This is a genomic window from Secundilactobacillus muriivasis (genome assembly GCF_054785195.1).
This window is the reverse complement of the sequence record NZ_BAABMI010000047.1, coordinates 24,918-43,381: the sequence shown is the minus strand read 5'-3', so window position 1 is coordinate 43,381 and position 18,464 is coordinate 24,918. Positions and strand designations below refer to the sequence as shown.

General features: G+C 48.5%; 20 protein-coding genes. 5 read left to right on the top strand and 15 right to left on the bottom strand.

Going from position 1 to position 18,464, the window contains the following annotated elements:
- From ACYVR3_RS11600 to ACYVR3_RS11585, 4 genes are all read right to left on the bottom strand, one after another.
- Positions 1-1,096, bottom strand: a 1,096-nt coding sequence (locus tag ACYVR3_RS11600) for a glycoside hydrolase family 3 N-terminal domain-containing protein (protein WP_461244373.1), incomplete at its 3' end; no start/stop codon positions are given.
- 133 nt (positions 1,097-1,229) lie between these two features.
- Positions 1,230-1,763 (bottom strand): sigma-70 family RNA polymerase sigma factor, encoded by a 534-nt coding sequence (locus ACYVR3_RS11595; protein WP_461244372.1) that lies wholly within the window; start codon positions 1,761-1,763, stop codon positions 1,230-1,232.
- Positions 1,764-1,980: 217 nt separating this feature from the next.
- On the bottom strand, positions 1,981-2,760 hold the full coding sequence (locus tag ACYVR3_RS11590) for a hypothetical protein (RefSeq protein ID WP_461244371.1): 780 nt from the start codon (positions 2,758-2,760) through the stop codon (positions 1,981-1,983).
- Positions 2,761-3,021: 261 nt separating this feature from the next.
- Entirely contained in the window at positions 3,022-4,233 is a 1,212-nt protein-coding gene (locus ACYVR3_RS11585) for an aminotransferase-like domain-containing protein (protein ID WP_461244370.1), read from the bottom strand.
- A gap of 246 nt (positions 4,234-4,479) precedes the next feature.
- Here ACYVR3_RS11585 and ACYVR3_RS11580 point away from each other — a divergent pair, with 246 nt between their 5' ends.
- Together ACYVR3_RS11580 and ACYVR3_RS11575 are read left to right on the top strand one after the other, a co-directional pair.
- Complete coding sequence (locus ACYVR3_RS11580) at positions 4,480-5,379, top strand: LysR family transcriptional regulator (RefSeq protein WP_461244369.1); 900 nt, start codon at positions 4,480-4,482, stop codon at positions 5,377-5,379.
- 82 nt (positions 5,380-5,461) lie between these two features.
- Positions 5,462-5,644: a hypothetical protein gene (locus ACYVR3_RS11575; protein ID WP_054736605.1), complete on the top strand. Its 183-nt coding sequence runs from the start codon at positions 5,462-5,464 to the stop codon at positions 5,642-5,644.
- A 312-nt stretch (positions 5,645-5,956) separates the two neighbouring features.
- On the opposite strand, the gene ACYVR3_RS11570 is transcribed toward ACYVR3_RS11575, so the two are convergent.
- The 8 genes from ACYVR3_RS11570 to ACYVR3_RS11535 all read right to left on the bottom strand — a co-directional run bounded on the left by ACYVR3_RS11570 (position 5,957) and on the right by ACYVR3_RS11535 (position 13,272).
- Positions 5,957-6,448, bottom strand: a complete 492-nt coding sequence (locus tag ACYVR3_RS11570) for a type II toxin-antitoxin system HicB family antitoxin (protein WP_461244368.1) — start codon at positions 6,446-6,448, stop codon at positions 5,957-5,959.
- 715 nt (positions 6,449-7,163) lie between these two features.
- Positions 7,164-8,720 carry a DUF5776 domain-containing protein gene (locus tag ACYVR3_RS11565; protein WP_461244367.1) on the bottom strand — a complete coding sequence of 519 codons (1,557 nt, stop codon included), beginning with the start codon at positions 8,718-8,720 and terminating at the stop codon, positions 7,164-7,166.
- Between the two features lie 277 nt (positions 8,721-8,997).
- Positions 8,998-9,336 carry a nucleotidyltransferase family protein gene (locus ACYVR3_RS11560; RefSeq protein WP_461244366.1) on the bottom strand — a complete coding sequence of 113 codons (339 nt, stop codon included), beginning with the start codon at positions 9,334-9,336 and terminating at the stop codon, positions 8,998-9,000.
- A gap of 57 nt (positions 9,337-9,393) precedes the next feature.
- Positions 9,394-10,203: a Fic family protein gene (locus tag ACYVR3_RS11555; protein WP_461244365.1), complete on the bottom strand. Its 810-nt coding sequence runs from the start codon at positions 10,201-10,203 to the stop codon at positions 9,394-9,396.
- A gap of 129 nt (positions 10,204-10,332) precedes the next feature.
- Positions 10,333-10,485, bottom strand: a complete 153-nt coding sequence (locus ACYVR3_RS11550; RefSeq protein ID WP_156301766.1) for a hypothetical protein — start codon at positions 10,483-10,485, stop codon at positions 10,333-10,335.
- Between the two features lie 599 nt (positions 10,486-11,084).
- Positions 11,085-11,714, bottom strand: coding sequence for a hypothetical protein (locus ACYVR3_RS11545; RefSeq protein ID WP_461244364.1), 630 nt, complete (start codon positions 11,712-11,714; stop codon positions 11,085-11,087).
- A gap of 140 nt (positions 11,715-11,854) precedes the next feature.
- Positions 11,855-12,556: an EAL domain-containing protein gene (locus ACYVR3_RS11540; protein WP_461244363.1), complete on the bottom strand. Its 702-nt coding sequence runs from the start codon at positions 12,554-12,556 to the stop codon at positions 11,855-11,857.
- Positions 12,557-13,029: 473 nt separating this feature from the next.
- A complete protein-coding gene (locus tag ACYVR3_RS11535; RefSeq protein ID WP_461244362.1) occupies positions 13,030-13,272 on the bottom strand; it encodes a metal-sensing transcriptional repressor in 243 nt (80 codons plus the stop codon).
- A gap of 192 nt (positions 13,273-13,464) precedes the next feature.
- On the opposite strand from ACYVR3_RS11535, the gene ACYVR3_RS11530 reads away from it, so the two are divergent.
- Positions 13,465-15,933 carry an FAD-dependent oxidoreductase gene (locus tag ACYVR3_RS11530; protein WP_461244361.1) on the top strand — a complete coding sequence of 823 codons (2,469 nt, stop codon included), beginning with the start codon at positions 13,465-13,467 and terminating at the stop codon, positions 15,931-15,933.
- 72 nt (positions 15,934-16,005) lie between these two features.
- Here ACYVR3_RS11530 and ACYVR3_RS11525 read toward each other — a convergent pair whose 3' ends face one another.
- The gene (locus ACYVR3_RS11525; protein WP_461244360.1) at positions 16,006-16,326 is read right to left on the bottom strand and encodes a hypothetical protein; all 321 of its coding nucleotides are present in this window, start codon (positions 16,324-16,326) and stop codon (positions 16,006-16,008) included.
- 79 nt (positions 16,327-16,405) lie between these two features.
- Here ACYVR3_RS11525 and ACYVR3_RS11520 point away from each other — a divergent pair, with 79 nt between their 5' ends.
- On the top strand, positions 16,406-16,912 hold the full coding sequence (locus ACYVR3_RS11520; RefSeq protein ID WP_461244359.1) for a 3H domain-containing protein: 507 nt from the start codon (positions 16,406-16,408) through the stop codon (positions 16,910-16,912).
- A 499-nt stretch (positions 16,913-17,411) separates the two neighbouring features.
- On the opposite strand, the gene ACYVR3_RS11515 is transcribed toward ACYVR3_RS11520, so the two are convergent.
- Together ACYVR3_RS11515 and ACYVR3_RS11510 are read right to left on the bottom strand one after the other, a co-directional pair.
- Entirely contained in the window at positions 17,412-17,642 is a 231-nt protein-coding gene (locus ACYVR3_RS11515; RefSeq protein WP_461244358.1) for a DUF2922 domain-containing protein, read from the bottom strand.
- 17 nt (positions 17,643-17,659) lie between these two features.
- Positions 17,660-17,875, bottom strand: coding sequence for a DUF1659 domain-containing protein (locus tag ACYVR3_RS11510; RefSeq protein ID WP_057152077.1), 216 nt, complete (start codon positions 17,873-17,875; stop codon positions 17,660-17,662).
- Between the two features lie 290 nt (positions 17,876-18,165).
- Here ACYVR3_RS11510 and ACYVR3_RS11505 point away from each other — a divergent pair, with 290 nt between their 5' ends.
- The gene (locus ACYVR3_RS11505) at positions 18,166-18,435 is read left to right on the top strand and encodes a hypothetical protein (RefSeq protein WP_054736583.1); all 270 of its coding nucleotides are present in this window, start codon (positions 18,166-18,168) and stop codon (positions 18,433-18,435) included.
- The last annotated feature ends 29 nt before the right edge of the window (positions 18,436-18,464 follow it).

Below are 18,464 nucleotides of genomic sequence, written 5' to 3'. Positions count from 1 at the left end.
TTAAGATCCGTTTTACCGAAGCATTCACCTGCGCCATTGAAATCTGCTTCTTCGCCAACGCGCGTTTCAATTGTGGAATGCCCTGCTTGTAGTCCGAACTGATCAGCATGTCGTTGCCCGCCTGTACCGCTAACACGTCACGGGAGGCGTGGTGCCGGTTAACGTAGTTGGTCACGGCCCCCATTTGTAGGCTATCGGAGACGATGACGCCCTTGAAGCCCAACGTGTTGCGCAGTAGGTTAATGTCCTTCTTTGATAACGAGGCCGGCTTGGTTGGATCAACCTGCTTGAGGATGATGTGCGTGACCATTACCGAGTCAACGCCAGCTTTGATTCCCGCTTTAAATGGGAGGAAGTCCTGACTTTCAAACTGCTTGAGTGAGCGGTTCACCACCGCCGTTCCGGTATGCGTATCCGCCGCGGCCCCGTAGCCGGGGAAATGCTTCAGAGTAGCGGCCACGTTACACCGTTGCATTGCCGGTACCACTTCCCCAATGTACTTCGCAGTTGCGCTGTAGCCTTGGCCAAATGTCCGAGGGTAAATGAAACTTCCCTTGCTGGCGGAAACATCCGCTACCGGCGCGAAGTCCCAGTTGATGCCTAGTGAGTGGAGTTGCTTGGCTTGGTATTTATAAATCGACACGACCTTCTTCATACCGCCGTGACGGTACGCTTCTTGCGGTGAGTAGTAGTGGCTGTGGCCGGAGATTCTGGTGTTACTGCTCAACCGGGAAACCGTGCCACCCTCTTGATCGGTCGAAATCAGCAATGGCGTCTTGGCGACGTTTTGATACCCCTTCAACCGGTTCTTAAAGCTGGCCTTGGTGCCAACAAAGTTATTGCCCATCAAAATGATGCCGCCCAGATGGTAGTTTTTGATGTCCCGTTTCGTCGCCGCGCTGTCGTTCGAGACACCCGCCACAAACAACTGCCCCAGCTTTTCGTTGGTCGTCATGTGCTTGAGTCGGTAATCGATACGCTTGGTTGACGCCGTCTTAGCATGTGCCTTGATGCTTTGCGTTGTTATGGTCAAAGTCGCCAGTACCAGCAGCCCTAACGATGCTGACCAGATTGCGTGTTGGATTGGATGTCTCATATTAGTCGCTCCTCTACGTTAAAATTACTTATGATTATATATCTTTTACAACATTGGTTAAACGTGGATAACGGGGAAAGCCGGCTAAAATCAATTCGCTATCCCCCGTCGTAATTAACTTCGTTAACCGTTCCTAATCATTACCGCTTAAGACGTTCGCTAACTTTTTACGTAGCCCACTGCGCCACTTATACACTGCCTGCCGAGAAACACCCCACCGTTCAGCAATTTCCGTTGGTGTCATGCGGTCACGAACGCTACCAATCAAGAAGCGTTGCTCATTGGCATTACAGAGCTGGAGCCACTCTATGAGAAGCGCCTCGTCCACGACTTCATTATGGAGAGCATCGACGTGGGTTCCTGCCTCGTTCGTTTCATCCGCCACCGCATGTTTATCCTGCAGTCGCTTCGCCTTTAATCGCTGATTCAACAGTTGGCGATACAGCGCCTTATGGGCGTACGCTAAGAACTGTTTCGGTTCAGTCAGTGGATCTTGTGGGTATTTGCGGAAAATCGTCACGAACACGAGGCGGCCTTCCTGCACTAGGTCATCGTAATCTGGGTGGAGCTTAGACACGCCTAGCTTGCTAATGGCACTGTAGATCAGCTTTTCGTGGTCGCCGGTCATTAGGAACTCGAATGCGGTTTGGGTCGTTTGGTCTGTCATTTTGATGAACCCCTTTTCGTTAAAGTGATTCATAGCGCTATGAATAGCCTTACTGTACCAAGTCCCCGCAGAGAACCAAAATGCCGTTGTAAGCGGTTTAATCTAAACTGGTTATCATTTAACCGATTGCACAAAAAAAAGCCAGCTACTAGTCAAATCTGGCCATTACTGGGATAATGGTCGTCTCACTAGGGCTAGCCGACTTTTCAGTTAGTTGTTAGACCTCATCCGGATCCACCATTTCGTCAAGTTGAAAAAAGTTGCCTTGGTAGAGTTCGTTGGTGATTCGTGGACCGTATCGCCGAATGTCATCTTCGGAAAGTACCTTCCTGAGTACCAGATTCGTTTGAATCCCTGCCACACCTTTTTTATGATACGCCTCAACGTCAAACTTCATCTCTCGCAGATGCGTTGGCACGATGTCATTGTGGGTTTTCGCAAGGGACTCCGCAATTTTGTCACACTTATCCTTCCGATTCTTAATCGCCGTTCGCGTATGTGGTAAGCGCAACGGGATGAAATCTTTGTGCGTTGCAATCGTGTAGTCGCCCCGAAAGTCCCACGGCTCCTCATGATGGTGCCAACGAAACCACGAATAGTTATTGCCGCGTCGTTGATCGACCGGCATCAACCAAAAATCACCACAGATAAACGGAATATGCCGGGTAACGTTCGCGTCTTTAGCGTGCGCTTTGATATCGTAACGGTAATCGATCTTAAACTCCCGCCGTAGTCGGCCCATAAGCTGATTGGGCGTTGGCTTTAACTTAAAAAAGTGGTGCTGATCGGTCAACACAATGGTTTTATACGAGCTCCCCTTATGCTTTACGTTAATAACCAACTCAACACCGCGCCATCTACCAACTTCGGCGGGGTCTGCTGTCCGTATAACGTCATCCGGGTGAATGTCGGTAATATCGAGATACCCTTGTCGCCGAACCTTTGCCGCATATGCTGGGGTTAAATCTAATAGTTCAGGATAATCATTCTGACTCATCTCGTCCTCCAAACTGAATGCCAAGTTACAAGTGTCGTGGTCAAGCCTCCTTTCCCCTAAATTCTAGTTAGCGTACCACATCTCGCTCACATATTCACTAAGTCGCATAAAAGTCGGTGCAGTCACCCTAGGATCGTCCCGTAGCGCGACAGAAAAAAGAACACTCCGTCTAATTTGGACGAGGTGTTCTTTTTAATTTTGTATCTGATTTGTTAACATTTCAGTGATAAGTTGCGATTTCCGCAACCTCGATTGCGCTTTCTAGTCTGTTACCTTAGTCAATTTACTCGTCAACAACCGCCCCAACCGATGCATCCCATCATCGATCTCCGCCGGCGTTAACCCGGTGAAGTTCAACCGCATACCATTGGTGTGGTTCTTGTAGGCGTAGAAGTTCTTCGATGGCACGTAAGCGATGTGCAGGTTTGGCGTGGCTTCGTTGTAGAGTAAGTCGGTGGTGTTAATGAAGTCTGGCACGGTCACCCAGGTGAAGAAGCCACCTTCTGGTTCCGTAGCGGTCACGCCCGCTGGCATCTCCCGCTTAATGGCGGCGACCATGGCCTGTTGGCGCACGCGGTACTCTTGGTTCAGCGCCTTGATATGGTCGTCCAGACTGTTATTAGCCAAGAACTCGTTGACCGCGGAGGCCGTTAAGTTCGGCACTTCTAGGTCAGCGGCTTCCTTCAGCTTCAACAACTGCTTGATGATCATCGGTGACGCCACCAACCAGCCCAACCGCAACGTCGGCATCATCACCTTCGAGAAACTGGAAAGGAAGATGACCCGGTCTTCGGTGTCAAAATGCTTGATGGTTGGTAACGATTCGCCCACGTAGCGTAAATCGCGGTACGGCGTGTCCTCCAGAATCAGGAAGTCGTACTGGTTCGCCAGTTCCACTAACCGTTTACGCTTCGCCACGGACATCGTGACGCCGCCCGGGTTGTGGAAGTCGGCAACCGTATAGAGGAATTTAATTTCTGGATGGGCCTTCAACGTGTCTTCTAACTGGGTGGTGTTCAAGCCATCCGCTTCTAATTCAACTTCGTAGTAGGTTGGTTCGTACATATCGAACGCTGAGAGGGCGCCCACGTAGGTTGGGGCTTCCACCACCATCGCATCGCCGGGGTTTAACAACAACTTGGCCACGAGATCAATCGCCTGTTGTCCGCCAGCCGTCAGCATGATGTTGTCCACGGTCGCCGACTCAATTTGCATCCGGGTCCGCGCGCGTTCTGCTAGACGTTCCCGTAGCTCGGTGGGGCCTTGCACGGTGTGGTACTGGAACGTGTGCGGTCCCTCCTTCGCCATTGCCGCCAGATAGGCCTGCTTCATCGCTTCGGTTGGGAACAGATTCTCCGCCGGGGCGCCAGCAGTAAACTTGATTGCGTCATCAAAAGCCAATTGGGGAAACAAGCCATCTAACCGGGATGGCACGTCAGGTTGAACTCGGGTTGCAAAAAGTCGATTATCCATGGGCGTTACCTCTTTCTACTTATTGGTTTTATGATATACTTTTGGTTAACTTTAGTATACGTCAACTTTTTCACTTTAGAGTGAACAACGCTCATGTAAGCATGATGAAAAATGCAGTCGATGGCGCGTTATTTAGAACACTTATTTAACGGGCTGAAATGATTGTACTGACTGGTTTTCATCGCAGTTTTCATGGTTAAAACTAAAATTTTATTTCTTATTAAATTAGTCATTGGAGATGTTACTTTGATTCCATTTGCTTATCAGGTCTTCAGTACCGTGATTCAGGAAGGTACGTTTCAAAAGGCGGCCCTTAAATTAAACGTGACGCCTAGCGCTGTGAGCCACTCGATCACTCAGTTGGAGAACGAGTTGGGCTTCCCGGTCTTTATTCGCTCGCGTTCTGGGGCCGAATTGACCCCAAACGGTCACGTCATTCTTCCTATTATTCAGGAGATTTTAAACAGCGAAGCGCGGCTGGAACAAGAAGCCGCCAATATTAACGGGTTGAGTGCTGGGTCGATTCGGATCGGCGCCTTCTCATCGGTGTGCATCAACTGGTTGCCGCCAATCATTCAGTCGTTTAAGAAGCTGTATCCCAACATCAGTATTTCCGTAGCACAAAACGGGTTTAACGACATCGTGCAGTCCGTGAAGAACGGGACGTTGGATATCGGGTTCGTGGTGCTGCCGGTGAATGAGAATCTGATTGTTGATACGCTGATTCAAGATGAAATTTACTGCGTGGCGCCTAAGGGCTTCATTCCGGCGAACCAGACGTCCGTTACCATCGAGGATATGGCAAACCAGGACTTCATCCTGCAACCGGGAGATTACGACCGTGATACCAAGGCCGCACTGGACTACTACGGCATTCAGCCGAACTTGATTCATTTCTCGATTGATGACCAGTCGATTGTCGCGATGGTGGAAGCTGGCTTGGGACTAGGTATTTTACCCGAGTTGGCCCTGCAGAAAGTTACCGGTGACGTTGCGGTTTACCCATTTGAACACCCCTTCTACCGGTCCATCGGCTTAGCCACCTCAGCCGTGCAAGCCAAGGCGCCGTCAACGCAGCGCATGTTGGCACAAATCCGCCACTACATCCAAACCATGTATCCGGAAGCCCTGTTGGTGCGCAACTAACCGACATGGTTTTGTAACGTTACGGGTTTGGTTGCAATGCTATAATTGAAAGCAATCAATAACCGAGCTTAAGGAGTTTAACATGGACTGGATTATCTTTAGATACTTAATTGTGGTCGCCGTCGCATTCCTAATCGTTACCGGCGTCTTCATCTATAAAAAAGCAGCCAAGTGGGAAATTGGCGTGTTTGCGCTGTGCTCGCTGGCAGCGTTTGGGATTGCTGGATTGCAGGTTGGGTTGAGGATTGTGGAGAAGTTTTTGTAGAGCGCGGAGCAAGGCGGTTAGAGACCGGAGCATAAGCTGCTTCTGCCAGAAACCCCGGTTTTTGGGGTTTGTGGTAGAAGTTGCTTATGTGCAGGTCTCTGCCTTGCGCAGCGCATTTCGGCGCGGTAGCCAGAACGTGCTGGCAGATGCAAGCTTCACTAGATAGTTGACCTGCGGAACAGCGAAGCCCCAGTGGCGCCGAAACCTATGTAATCGCAATGCTCGTCGCCTCAACCACTCTATAAATAATAAAAAAAGTACCCCCGAACGACCGCCAACCAGCAGCCATTCAGGGGTATTTTTCACTTGAGCCTAAGCCAACTCCTCATCCTCCATCCGCACCACAATCTCCAGCGCGTCCCGATACATGTTGTAATCCTCCAAACTGATCACCGCATACTTGCCATTCCCAGCCTCAGTCAAAAACACGGGCTGATTACTGCCAACCCGATTTAATAAATCATCAGGATCCGCCAACTCACTAACCGGCCGAATAATAACTTCCTGCGATTCAAACAAATGCCGGTAAGTTCGCAGATTCACATCAACCAACAACGCCAACTGCCCAGGATCAGCTTGTGGCACAAAATACTCCGACTCAGGCAACGGCCGCTGACTGATCAGGTTCTCCAACGCCGCCATTCCAATGAAATCTCGGGCACGTTCAAGCGCATCCGCAATGGTTCCGCCTCGTGCGTAACCGTCATAGGCTGGCACGTAGACTAGGTAAGGTAGGTCGTCATTGCGACCATCACGAGTGACGGTGATACCGTAGATGAGTTTTTCTGATTGTAGGTTTTGCATAGTAGCTTCCTCGCTTTGCTTTTTAGTTTTACGGGGATAACTACGTTGTGATATTGAGGAAGTTTTTTATTTTGGAATTGGGAGTGTTTGGTGAATGTGTAGTACTGAGTATGTGATTACTTTCTACGACAAACGTTGCGTACTGCTTCACCTTTTTTGGAATCGTTGACCGTGAATCATTTTCCATGATAGAATACCTATGTAAGCGGATGGCTTGCTAAACCATCCTCGCAGTGCCGTTAAAGACGGCTGGTAGTCGTTTAGATCAAAAAAGACCGTTTAAACTCGACCAAAAGTTTTAGGGACGGTCTTTTTTGATGTCTTCTTTTAGGTGCTGCCATGCTAGATATATCACGTCCACAACCATAATCACCTGAACCAGGATCCGTCCAAGCCACAACAGCGCAGTCGCTACGGCGCAGGCAAACAAAATCGCACCAATTACGAACAACTTCAAGATAGTTCCTTTCGTCAGGCTTCGTGGTGTTACAACGATTTTCCATTGTTACCATCCCCTTTGGATTAGTACTACCAACCGTTATTAACTTTCTGCTGGATTAATTATATCAAATATCCAGATAATGGTCTGTACCATTATACGAATTCTAATAATTAACAACTTAACTGCTATATAGCAAAAGCCACCGAAATTCGCGTAAATTTCGGCGGCTTTTTGAATTTATGTTTCTAGATTTTTGTCATTAAATCGTTACGCTTACTTACTATGATCCATAATCAATAGTTGCTTGTTACCCGTGATATAGCGACCATTATTAAGTTGGAACCGCGTTGTGCGTCCCTGTTTCACAATTCGTTTCACTTTTAATTTGGTGCCCTTCTTGTAGCTGCGAACTTGTTGTGACTTGGACAGTTTGGCGTTCTTATAGCTGTTCACCTTGTTGCCGATTACCCGGACTTGTTTTACTTTACTGCTCCGGAAGTGGCTGTCCGCAACGTATTTTGTGCTAGCCGTAATGTAGCCACCCTTAACCTTGTAGCGCTTCTTGCCGTTATTGTCATATGAAACGCCCTGAATTCGGAAGCTAGCCGCCTTCGCCCGACTTTGTTTCTTGTATGATTTGGTTGGGTTCGTCAGTGAAACGTTTGAGTGTAACCGCATTGCCCGTTTGGCGTAGACCGTGTGCGGGCGGTTTACGTCTGGGTCAGGGGAGATGGCGATTGGGGATTCGTTGTTGCCGGTGCCAGGGAGATTTGTATCTGGGGTGTTAGTTTCTGGTGTAGTGTCAGGAGTTGTGGAAGTATTACTATCACCGGTGTTGTTACCACCGCCCCCGATTGATGGCATAGGATCAATCTTAAGTTGCATACTAGCAAGCGAATACCCTCCTCGAGAATACTCACTATCGATATCCATGCCTAACCCTACCGTTAATGATTCATTTGTCTCTTTTACATTTGAGATTTCTAACTGTTCTTCACCGCCTATTTTAAGAGATGGCAATAACTCACTAAGCGGTACCGCGCCTTGACCATCTGCAGTCTTAGCTAGGTCGAGTTTTTGACCTGCGAATGCACCGATATACGGAGCTACATGGCCTGTAGAGAATTCTACTCTTCCACTTAATTCAATTTTACGAATTGCATTGTTTGCAAATGCGGCTTCTGATATTTCAAGCACCTTGGGAAGTGTCACTTCCGTTAATTCATTACCGTTAAATGCGGACGCATATACATCTTCAACATTAGGTAAGTTAATTGTTTTAATGTTATTTCTAGAAAATGCAGCCTCCCCAATATACGTAACTTCTGGTAAATCAACCTCAGTTAACTTGTTTTGACCAAATGCACCGTTATCAATCCAGTCCGCATTCGGTAAATACAATCTACCGGAGATGGCATTTCCAGTAAATGCTCCTTCACCAATATAGTTAATATTTCCCGGCGTTTTAAAAGTTAATTTAGCAATCCCGGATATATTATTTATTCCAGGAACCATATTTGCATAATTTTTATTAAAAGCAAAGCTACCAACGCCTCTAATAGTCTTTCCTCTAAGTTTTGCTGGAATAACAAGTTCTCCACCATCAAAAAGTTTAACGAGTTTGGGAATATCATTAAGAGTAGGTGCCGTAATAATTCCCTCATCATTCACAAAAACATCGTCATCTTCCAGCGTCACTTGATTCGACACATCCCGCTGCGCCGATTCTGTCTGCGCATGCGCCGTATACGCCGGTGTCACCGCCGAATGCACACTCCCAAGTAACATCCCTGAAGCTAATAAAAGACTCGCAATTTTAACTGATTTCATTATTGGTTCCTCCTGTTGGGGGCTTTAGTGAGGTCAGCTCGTTTGTTTCTGATATCAGGATAACAATGATGCTATCGGTTTTGCCAGCAATCCACTATGACTTCACGGAAGTTTCCGATTGTGCGCATAGTTTCTTCGTATTTTGCCGATTAATCGCGAAATTTTTATCTTTAATTAGTTGATACTTAAAAAGAGGAGACCGCTTTCGCAGTCTCCTCTCACTCGCTTATGTTGGCATATTTGTCACTCTTATATAGCCAATCATTGGTGCCGCAACCTAACGCCTTTCTCTTGGTATAAGATAAACCGGCACCATCGATGCCCTCACGTTCTCAATATACCTCGGCGTTCGCTGTCGTACGATTGGTGCCTTAAAACTTTCCAACGGTACAATATCCACGTTCTTTTTTAATACTCGTTCTAAGTCGATCTTGAAACCCGACATCTTCAACAATCCGTGTACAAGTGACCCCTCACGTTGATAAACCAAATCAATATCACTGCTCTCAGTGGCCTCTCCACGGGCGTAAGAACCGTACAAATACAATGCAGAAATTTGATACTTTTCAGCAATTGGTTTGATGAGTTGTGAGATTTCTTCGATTGGATAGATCATGTAATTCTCCTTTAGCCTCATTATTTCCGAAGATCATCATGTATCTTCGCGTTTTTCTCATTGCTTCAAATCGTTCTCTGCATCTCTAAGATTTTGTTCATTCAAAGCTAACGTCTTGATTTGCGTTAATAATGCTTCTTTGGAATAGTGCATAATGATCGTTTCAAGTTCAGTTAAGTCACCCGTCTGACGAGCATGTTCTAGTGCGTCCATATAGGTGTTTCTAGAAACTTTATCTGGCTGAATATTAATCACCGGATACCCCGCTTCAGTTAACGCGAGGTTCATTAACAATCGAGCCGTTCGACCATTACCATCGGCAAACGGATGAATCGAAACAAACTTCTGATGCAGATCAGCAGCGTAAATAACTGGATGAAGTTGATTATGTGCCGTATTAGACCAATCAATAAGTTCCGCCATTTGCGGCCGAATATCAAATGGATCAACGTACGGGTGATTTTTTAACCCATTGGGCCAGACGTTGATCGCTCGATATTCACCCGCTGTTCCTAAATCAGCTGCCGTTTTAGTGGTAACAAATCGGTTTAGATTACGAATTATCTGCTGTGTCAGCGGTTGTTTATGTGCAGCTAAATCTTGCATATAATTATAAGCGACGTTTAAATCAAGCGTTTCAAGCACATCTTTAATCGGTTTACCATGCACAGTCAGTCCGGTCTCTAAAATTGAAGTTGTTTCGTATTCATTTAACGTGTTACCCTCAATCGCATTTGAAGACCACACGTGTTCGTAACGAATATTAGCTTCCAATTGTCTGACCTGAATTTTTGACAATGGCCGGTACTCATTCATTTGTTTTTTTAGCCGGGTCAGTTCGTCAAGATTGCTTTTTTCAATTGGCATGGTCAGACCTACTTTCTCAGAGTTATTGTATTTCACTGTTTTATAGTATCACGCTTTGACCTTGAACAACGTTAAATACATCCATTCAAATCAAACAAAAAAATCACTACCTCCAAATGAGATAGTGACCTATGTGAATACTGCTTCGGAAAGCTCAATCCGACGCTGAGCCTTCACAAGTTCGTCATGACCGAGAATAGTGCCACCTATTCGGTAATGATGCTGAGCAACCGGCTTCCGAGTCGACACACTGCCGACCCCGGTTGTCTGAATGGTTGTCATGTCATTCTCCAATCTTGACGCCCTATGCTTGATGAATAAGGCTTGATGAATATAGTGATTTAAAAAGAGTGGGGCAACTCACTGCTCCGCTCCAATTGTTTGGGGACTACTATCGGGATCTCTTACAGGGGAAGGGTCCCGACACGCAATGAAAATTCGCATTACAACGATTCATCGTTATAACTGTAATCATTTTAACCCAAAATTAGAATTAAAGCTATTAATGTTGTTGTTTTTTTGGAAGAGCGTTAAAACGCGCGCCTAGACCCCAGAATATAAGCAACCCTATCATAAATTCCCGGGTCTGGAATTTGTGATAGGGTTGCTTATATGGCCGGGGTCTGCGCTTTTTAACGCGTTTAGGCTATATAACAGTATAGAACCCGTAACCTCTTCCTCGATGTCGAGTTAAGAATCTAGTTCAATCCTTGCCAATAGAACTAGTCACACCACGTATACCAAGATAAACTCAGCCGTTAACCCAGCATTAAGCAACTTCCTCAGACCCAAAAGGCTCACGTAAAATACCTACATAATCAAGTCTGATATCTAGCATCCAAAATAGGCTGCAATAACTAGCTCGATATCTAGTAACCCACCTAAACCACCCGCACATCCACCGAAGTCGCCACCCGCCGAAACCCTCGGTTCACCTGAACAGTATAGGTCCCACCATGCTGCGCATCACACCCACGCACCAGCAGGGTCTCCCCCACCGCACCTTGAATCGGTTCATCTTCAAACAGCCACTGATACCCCACATCCTGCGCAGTTTTGCCAACTACGGATAAGCGCAAAGTACTCCCAGCAGCGACTTGATGCAACGGCTGAGACGCCACGATGTTCGGTAACTGTGGCGCAATTTGAAGCGTTGTTTCGGCAGTAATCTTCAACGTCCCCTGTTCACCGGGGCGCATCACCATGCATTTGATCGTCATGCCGTCCAATGACAGTGGCACGTCCATGAGGTGCAGTTTATTCTGCGGTTGCAACGCCAGCGCCCGGTCGTCTAAGTACCAGCGAAACAGGTCTTCGGGGTGGCTTGGTGTCACTTCGGCGGTAATGACTGCGGTCTGGTTCTCTTGCGCGGTATCGCCACCCACCAGTTCCACGTTTTCAATGGGCAAAATCGCCAACTGGGTGGTCAATTGGTCAATGATCAGCGGTGAAGTAATCACAAATTCACGAGGCGTCACCGCTGTTGGTCGGGTCGTCTGCTTCTTTTTCATGCTGATCACTCCTTCGTCTGGGGTTACCTTAATTGTAACAAGTTCGGCCAATGTTGCGGGCGGGTTCACAGTTTCTTCAAGGAAGTTTCAAACCTGACCAAAAAAGCCGCCACCATCCGTTCAGACAGTAACGACCACGATTATTCGAATTCAGTTTCAATAAAATCCGCAGCAATCGGCAACACGTGCGGGCGGCCAAAGTAATACCCCTGGACGGCATTTGGTTTATACAGTTGAATCAACCGCGTGTCTTGAGGACCTTCAAAGCCTTCGATCGTAAAATGCTTCCCATGTTCCTTCGCCAACGTCCGCCAGAAATCGACCTGCGTCTTGATTTCCGCCATTGGTTCACTATCCCGAACGTTTTGCAGGGCGAATTTATACTCCGTTACATAGGGATCCAGCGCATCAACCAGATTGGTTTGGTTCTCGCCGGTTCCCACGTCGTCTAAGATGACCGGGATACCCGCATCGTAATAAGCTTTCGCAGCCTTCTTCAAGCCCGCCATGCTGAGCGGTTTATCACCGTTGCCCAAACGTTCCGTCAATTCAACACTGATTGATACTTCCGATTGTTTTTCAATTCCAGAGAGTACCTGACAATACGCTTCATCCACGAACTGTTCTTGATCTAAGTTGAACGACACATCCAGCGGCCCACTAGGCATTGCGGCCACCGTTTTGCGCAAGAGCGTTGTCACTTGATCCACACCGAAAACGCTAAAATCCTTCGGCACGACCCAGTTACCAGTTGTTTCATCGTGTTGACGAATAAAGAGCTCGAAACCGCTCATCGTACACGTTTCCATTGAAAAACGGGGCTGTCCCCAAAAACGAATCATCTAATCACTCCCAGAACCATTATCGTTGGTTATGTATTTTATACTACTGGCTTGTTGCGGATACTATTGTGTCGATTTTAACACAATTTTGGTGGCGGTAACAATTTTCGGGTGGATTGGTATAGTTTGGGGGTGTTTGTGGGGGGGAAGGCTTGGGATTGATGTGTTTTTAGATTTAGTTTTGAATGAGTGCTTTGGGCGATGTGCAATGTTGCTACTTTGATTTCGACTAAGTGCTTCCGGCGATGCTCATTGCTGTTACTTTGGTTTCGGCGCCGCTTGACCTTCACTGTTCCGCAGGTCAACTACCTAGTGAAGTTTGCCTTCGTTACTTCGTTCTGGCTTCCGCGCCGAAACGTGTGAAAAAAAGCAGAGCGTTGCATATAAGGGCGTCCCCCTATTACTGGCCAAAAACCGGCCAATAATAGGGGGACGCCCTTATACTCCACGCTCTAAACGCTTTTTTTCACACTCTATAACTTTGCAATCAACTTCAAACTCTCCGCCACACCGCTCTCATCGTCCTTATCCGCAAGTTTTTGCTGGATATTTTCCTCCACGATCAAGCTCATGACCCGCTTCACGCTGGACTCCACCGCTGATAGTTGGGTGATGACGTCCGCGCAATCGCGCCCGTCCTTCATCATCGTTTGGATACCGCGCAGCTGGCCCTCGGCCCGGCGCAGGCGGTTAATTAACTTGGGGTCACATGTCATGACTTCGACCTCCTCTAATGGCTCATTTTTCACTTTTTTAAGTGTACACTAATTTCGGTAAATACAGTATACCGGCATAGGTATGATACCACAAATCGGTAATCTCGCCTAATGTAAGCGTTCATCTTTTAGGTTGCATTTAGATACCGCCTAGGGGTATACTCTAAACAACTTAGAAAAGGACGTGAGCATATGTCAAAACGTGTTGTTATTATTGGCGGTGTCGCCGGTGGCGCATCCGTCGCTACCCGGTTACGCCGGTTAGACGAATCAGCCGAAATCGTGATCTACGAGGCCGGTCCCTATATCTCCTTCGCCAACTGTGGGTTGCCCTACTACGTTGGTGGCAAAATCTCAGAACGCGACAACCTCTTAGTCGAATCCGTCGACGACATGCAACAAGATTTCAACATTGACGTTCACGTCAACAGTACCGTGACAGCCATCGATGCTGATCAGCAACAACTTACCATTCAAGGACCAACTGGTTCAGTAACTGACCACTATGATGAATTGGTACTTTCAATCGGCGCAACCCCGGTAGTCCCAAAGCTCCCCGGTTTAGCAGATGCCAACAACGTCTTCACCGTCCGCACCGTACCCGATGTTGACCAAATCACCGCCTACATCGACGACCACCACGCCAAGCGCGCAACGGTCGTTGGTGGTGGGTTTATCGGGATTGAAATGGTGGAAAACTTACGTCGCCGGGGCTTAGACGTCACCCTCGTTGAAGCCGCTAATCAAGTGATGCCTAACTTTGATACCGAAATGGCGCAAGAACTTCACGAACACCTTCAACTCAACGAGGTTCGCCTCCTGCTTAACACCAAATTGACCGGTTTCAGTGACCACGGCCAACAAGTGTTAGTCGACCATGGCGACCCAATTGCCAGCGATCTGGTGATTCTTGCCATTGGGGTTAAACCAAACTCACAACTAGCTAAAAAAGCCGGCATCGAAACCGACCAACGCGGTTTCATCAACGTCAACGAGCACTTCGAAACTAACTTAGCTCACATCTACGCACTGGGTGACGTCATCAACGTCACCGATGCTATTACCGGTCAAAAGCGTGCGATCCCACTCGCTGGTCCAGCTAACCGCCAAGGTCGCTACTTAGCTGACCAACTGAGCGGTATTTCGCGGGAAAACCCTGCCGTACTCGGCACCTCAGTTGCGAAGATTTTTGCGCTGACTGCCGCTAGCACCGGCGCCAATGAACGGTCGTTAAAGGCGGCTGGAATCGACTATCAAGCGCTGCATTTACACCCGCAATCATCCGCCAGCTACTATCCCGGTGCGGCGCCACTTAGCTTGAAGGTGCTCTACGCACCAGACGGCCGCATCTTAGGCGCTCAGGCAATTGGAACGGACAAGGTTACGAAGCGCATCGACATCATCGCCACGGCCATTCGCTTCCACGCCAAGGTCAACGAACTGGCTGACGTAGAAGTCGCCTACGCACCGCCATACGCCTCTGCCAAAGACCCGGTTAACTTTGCCGGCTACATTGCGGACGACTTGCAACACGGCCTCGTCAAAACGATTCAGTGGCATCAAGTCGATGACCTCCTCGCTAGTGGCGCGACCTTCTTGGATGTCCGCAACCCCGACGAATTATTGGCCAATCCCAAATTACCGGGTGCCATCAACATTCCGCGAAACCAGATTCGGGACCGGTTAGGCGAACTGCCAACTGACAAACCAATCTACGTGTACTGCGCGGTTGGCCTGCGGGGGTATAACGTGAGCCGAATCCTCACCCAAAACGGCCTTGATGCCTACAACTTAGACGGTGGGCTGAAAACTTACCGAACGTCGCAGTATGACCCCAGCGATCAGCAACCAATCTTAGTTGAAGAAGTCACCGAACCAATCGCTGACACACCAACGCCAGCGACCCCTTCAGCAAATGCAGATACGCCTCACGTTGATCTCGACGCCTGTGGTCTCCAATGCCCCGGCCCAATCGTGAAGGTCAAGAATCAAATGGCCGATATGCCTGCAGGAAGTACGGTCACGGTCACCGCGTCAGACTTCGGTTTCCACAAGGATATCGTGGCGTGGGCCCAAGCAACCGGCAATCAGGTTATGACTAACGAGATTCAGGGCAACCAAGTTGTCGCTACTCTGCAAAAAGGTGCAGCAGCCCCAGCGGCTCAGGCGGCCGGTAATACGATTACGACCACCAAGGAAGGTACGACCATCGTGGTATTTGACGGTGACTTCGACAAAGCCATCGCCAGTCTGATCATCGCGCAAGGGGCGGCCGCAATGGGCCAACCGGTCACGATGTTCTTCACCTTCTGGGGACTGAGCGTCATCAAGAAGCCGGGCGTGAAGGTTCACAAGACGGGCCTAGCTAAGGCGTTTGATATCGCATTGCCAAAGGGCGCCAAGAAACTGCCACTTTCAAAGATGAACGTCTTCGGCGCTGGCCGGGCCATGATGAAGCAACTCATGCACAGCAACAACGTCGACCAACTGGAAACAATGCTCCAAAAGGCGCAGGACGCCGGCGTAAAGATGGTCGCCTGCACGATGAGCATGGGCTTGATGGGCATTGAAGAGGAAGAGTTGATCGACGGCGTTGAGTTCGGCGGCGTGGCAACTTATCTTGGGGATGCTCGGCAGCGGGGGACTAATTTGTTTATCTAGAGCGTGGAACGAAACGTTTTGGGAGCGGCGTGTAAGCCGACTTCAGTGAAAGCGCCTGGGCTTTGGGCGGTTTTACTGAAGTTGGCTTACACATAGCTCCCAGTTTCGTGGAACGCATTTCGGCGCGGTAGCCAGAACGCCCCAACGCAGACAAGCCTCCCCATCGAAATTGACCTGCGGAAACTCCAGCTCCAATGGCGCCGAAAACAACATAACAGCAAAAACACGTCGCCCCAACCACTCACCAAATAAATGCACTACAAAAACAGCGGCGTTGCCAAGCAAAAGCGAAGGCAACCAGCCACCAAAGCAAAAAAAACGCCCGCCAACCACCTCTACCGAGATGCCTTGACGGGCGTTTTCTTTCCCCAAACCTTCTTCAAAACCGCTCAACCAAAATCTTTCTCCCCACCCACCCCAAACTCTGCTAAACTAAACCTAACAAGTCTAAACCTCGAAAGGAAGCGATCCCATGACCAGTTTGGAACGGCGGTCACGAATCCAAGCAATACTCTCTGAAAGCGATCATCCGATTAGTGCAAGTACCCTAGCGAAGCAGTTTGGCGTTAGTCGTCAAACCATTGTGGGCGATGTGTCGCTATTAAGAGCATCCGGCGACCCAATCATCGCCACGTTACGTGGTTACGAATACGATAAGGGCAACGGCAACGAAGCCATCCTCGTCTGCCGGCATTTTCCAAGCGACACCGCTAAGGAAATGAAACTAATCGTCGACAACGGTGGCGTCATCAAGGACGTCATCGTGGATCACCCGCTATACGGTCACCTCAAGGGCGAGCTCCAAATCAGCACGGTAGGCGACATCAACCTCTTCATGGGTAAGCTCAAACAGCAAGAAGGCCACCTACTTTCCGAATTGACCGGCGGCGTGCATATGCATACGATTGGCTATGAGACGCCGGCGCAATTGAAGGCGATTCGGAAGGCGTTGAAGGGCGCTGGCTTTTTGTATGAGTAGCGCAGAGCGCGGAACGAAACGCTTTGGGAGCGGCGTGTAAGCCGACTTTAGTGAAAGCGCCTGGGCTTTGGGCGGTTTTACTAAAGTTGGCTTACACATAGCTCCCAGTTTCGTGGAGCGCGTTTCGGCGCAGAAGCCAGAACGCCCCAACGCCGACAAACTTCACCAACGAGGTTGAGCCGCAGAAATACCAGCCCTGGCGGCGCCGAAAACTAAGTAACAGCAACGCACGTCGCCACAACCACTCATCAACATTAAACCAAAAAAACAGGTACGACCAAAAAACGGCCGTACCTGTTTCACATTACTTAGTATTCTAAAACCTAATCAAGCTTACTCTCGCTCTGCGGCCATAATCCAGCCGCCAAAATCACCAATTCCAAACTCTTCATATGCACGGCAACCACTAACATCATGGCTACCAATAACCGTTGTTGCATGTGCCTCGCCCCCTTGACCGTTCAGTGCCATCGACGAAAATGAACGGGGGCAGACCGGGTTACGCGACGAAGACGGTGCGGTGGCTGGTCGTCACGTACTCGGCGCCGACCGGTTCATTGTAGATTTCTACCCCATTGCGACTAAATAATTTCAATTCGATGATTTCGGTCATTGCTCGCTCAACCGTCTGTTGATCCAAATTTGGCGCAGCTTTGACCAAACCAAAACTGTGAACCTTATCATCAGTACCTTTGAAGCGTAGTTGTAACGTTGTCTTTGTTGTATCCATCATGTCCTCCTATGGCCTTAAACGGCTGCCTTGATCTTGATCACGTCATCGGTGGTTGTCAGTACCGCGGCTTCAAACGTCAGCCCGGTCAACGTTGCGATGATTTGGCCCATGCCTTGAACCATCTGATCCGTTGGGCGTTGAACGATGTTACTGAAGCTTTGGCGAACGATAACACCATCCGCATTTTTCATTAATAGGGTCAGGGTCGTTTTCTTCCAAATGTTGTTCATGTGTGAGTCTCCTCTTAAGGTATTTTGTAAGGTTGGCCAACTGCTTACACGTCTACAAACAAAATAGCGACCAAAAGTGTCAACCAATCTCGAAAAATTCTTTTGGATTGGTTAACATTCCGTTGTGGGAGTGTACTTTTGACGCTAAATTCGATATGATGATAGGTAGATTGTTTTATCGGGCATCCTGGGCACCGCGTTCATGGCGCAACCTGGTGATGTTAAACTAGTCGAACCCGTTTCCGCTAACGCATCGTTGGCTCGAAACGCTACTTCAAGGAGGCTTTTCCATGCAACGCGTTGTCTATCCAGCAATTTTTGATCCAACAGCGGTCATCAACCATATTCAAGTCACAGTTCCAGACGTCCCAAGCGTCAAGGTATTAGGCACCAACAATGCCGACGCCGTCTCAAAGGCGTCAGACGCCATCGGCAAGGCACTGGCTAAAACGACTGAGGTCCCAGTACCAAGCGCCCCATTCGAATTAACGGTTGAAGCCGGCCAATCAATTAACTTTATTGTGTTGGATTTGGATGAATATCGGGAGAGTGCTAACTAACTCGGTTAGATCCCAGAATATAAGCTGAA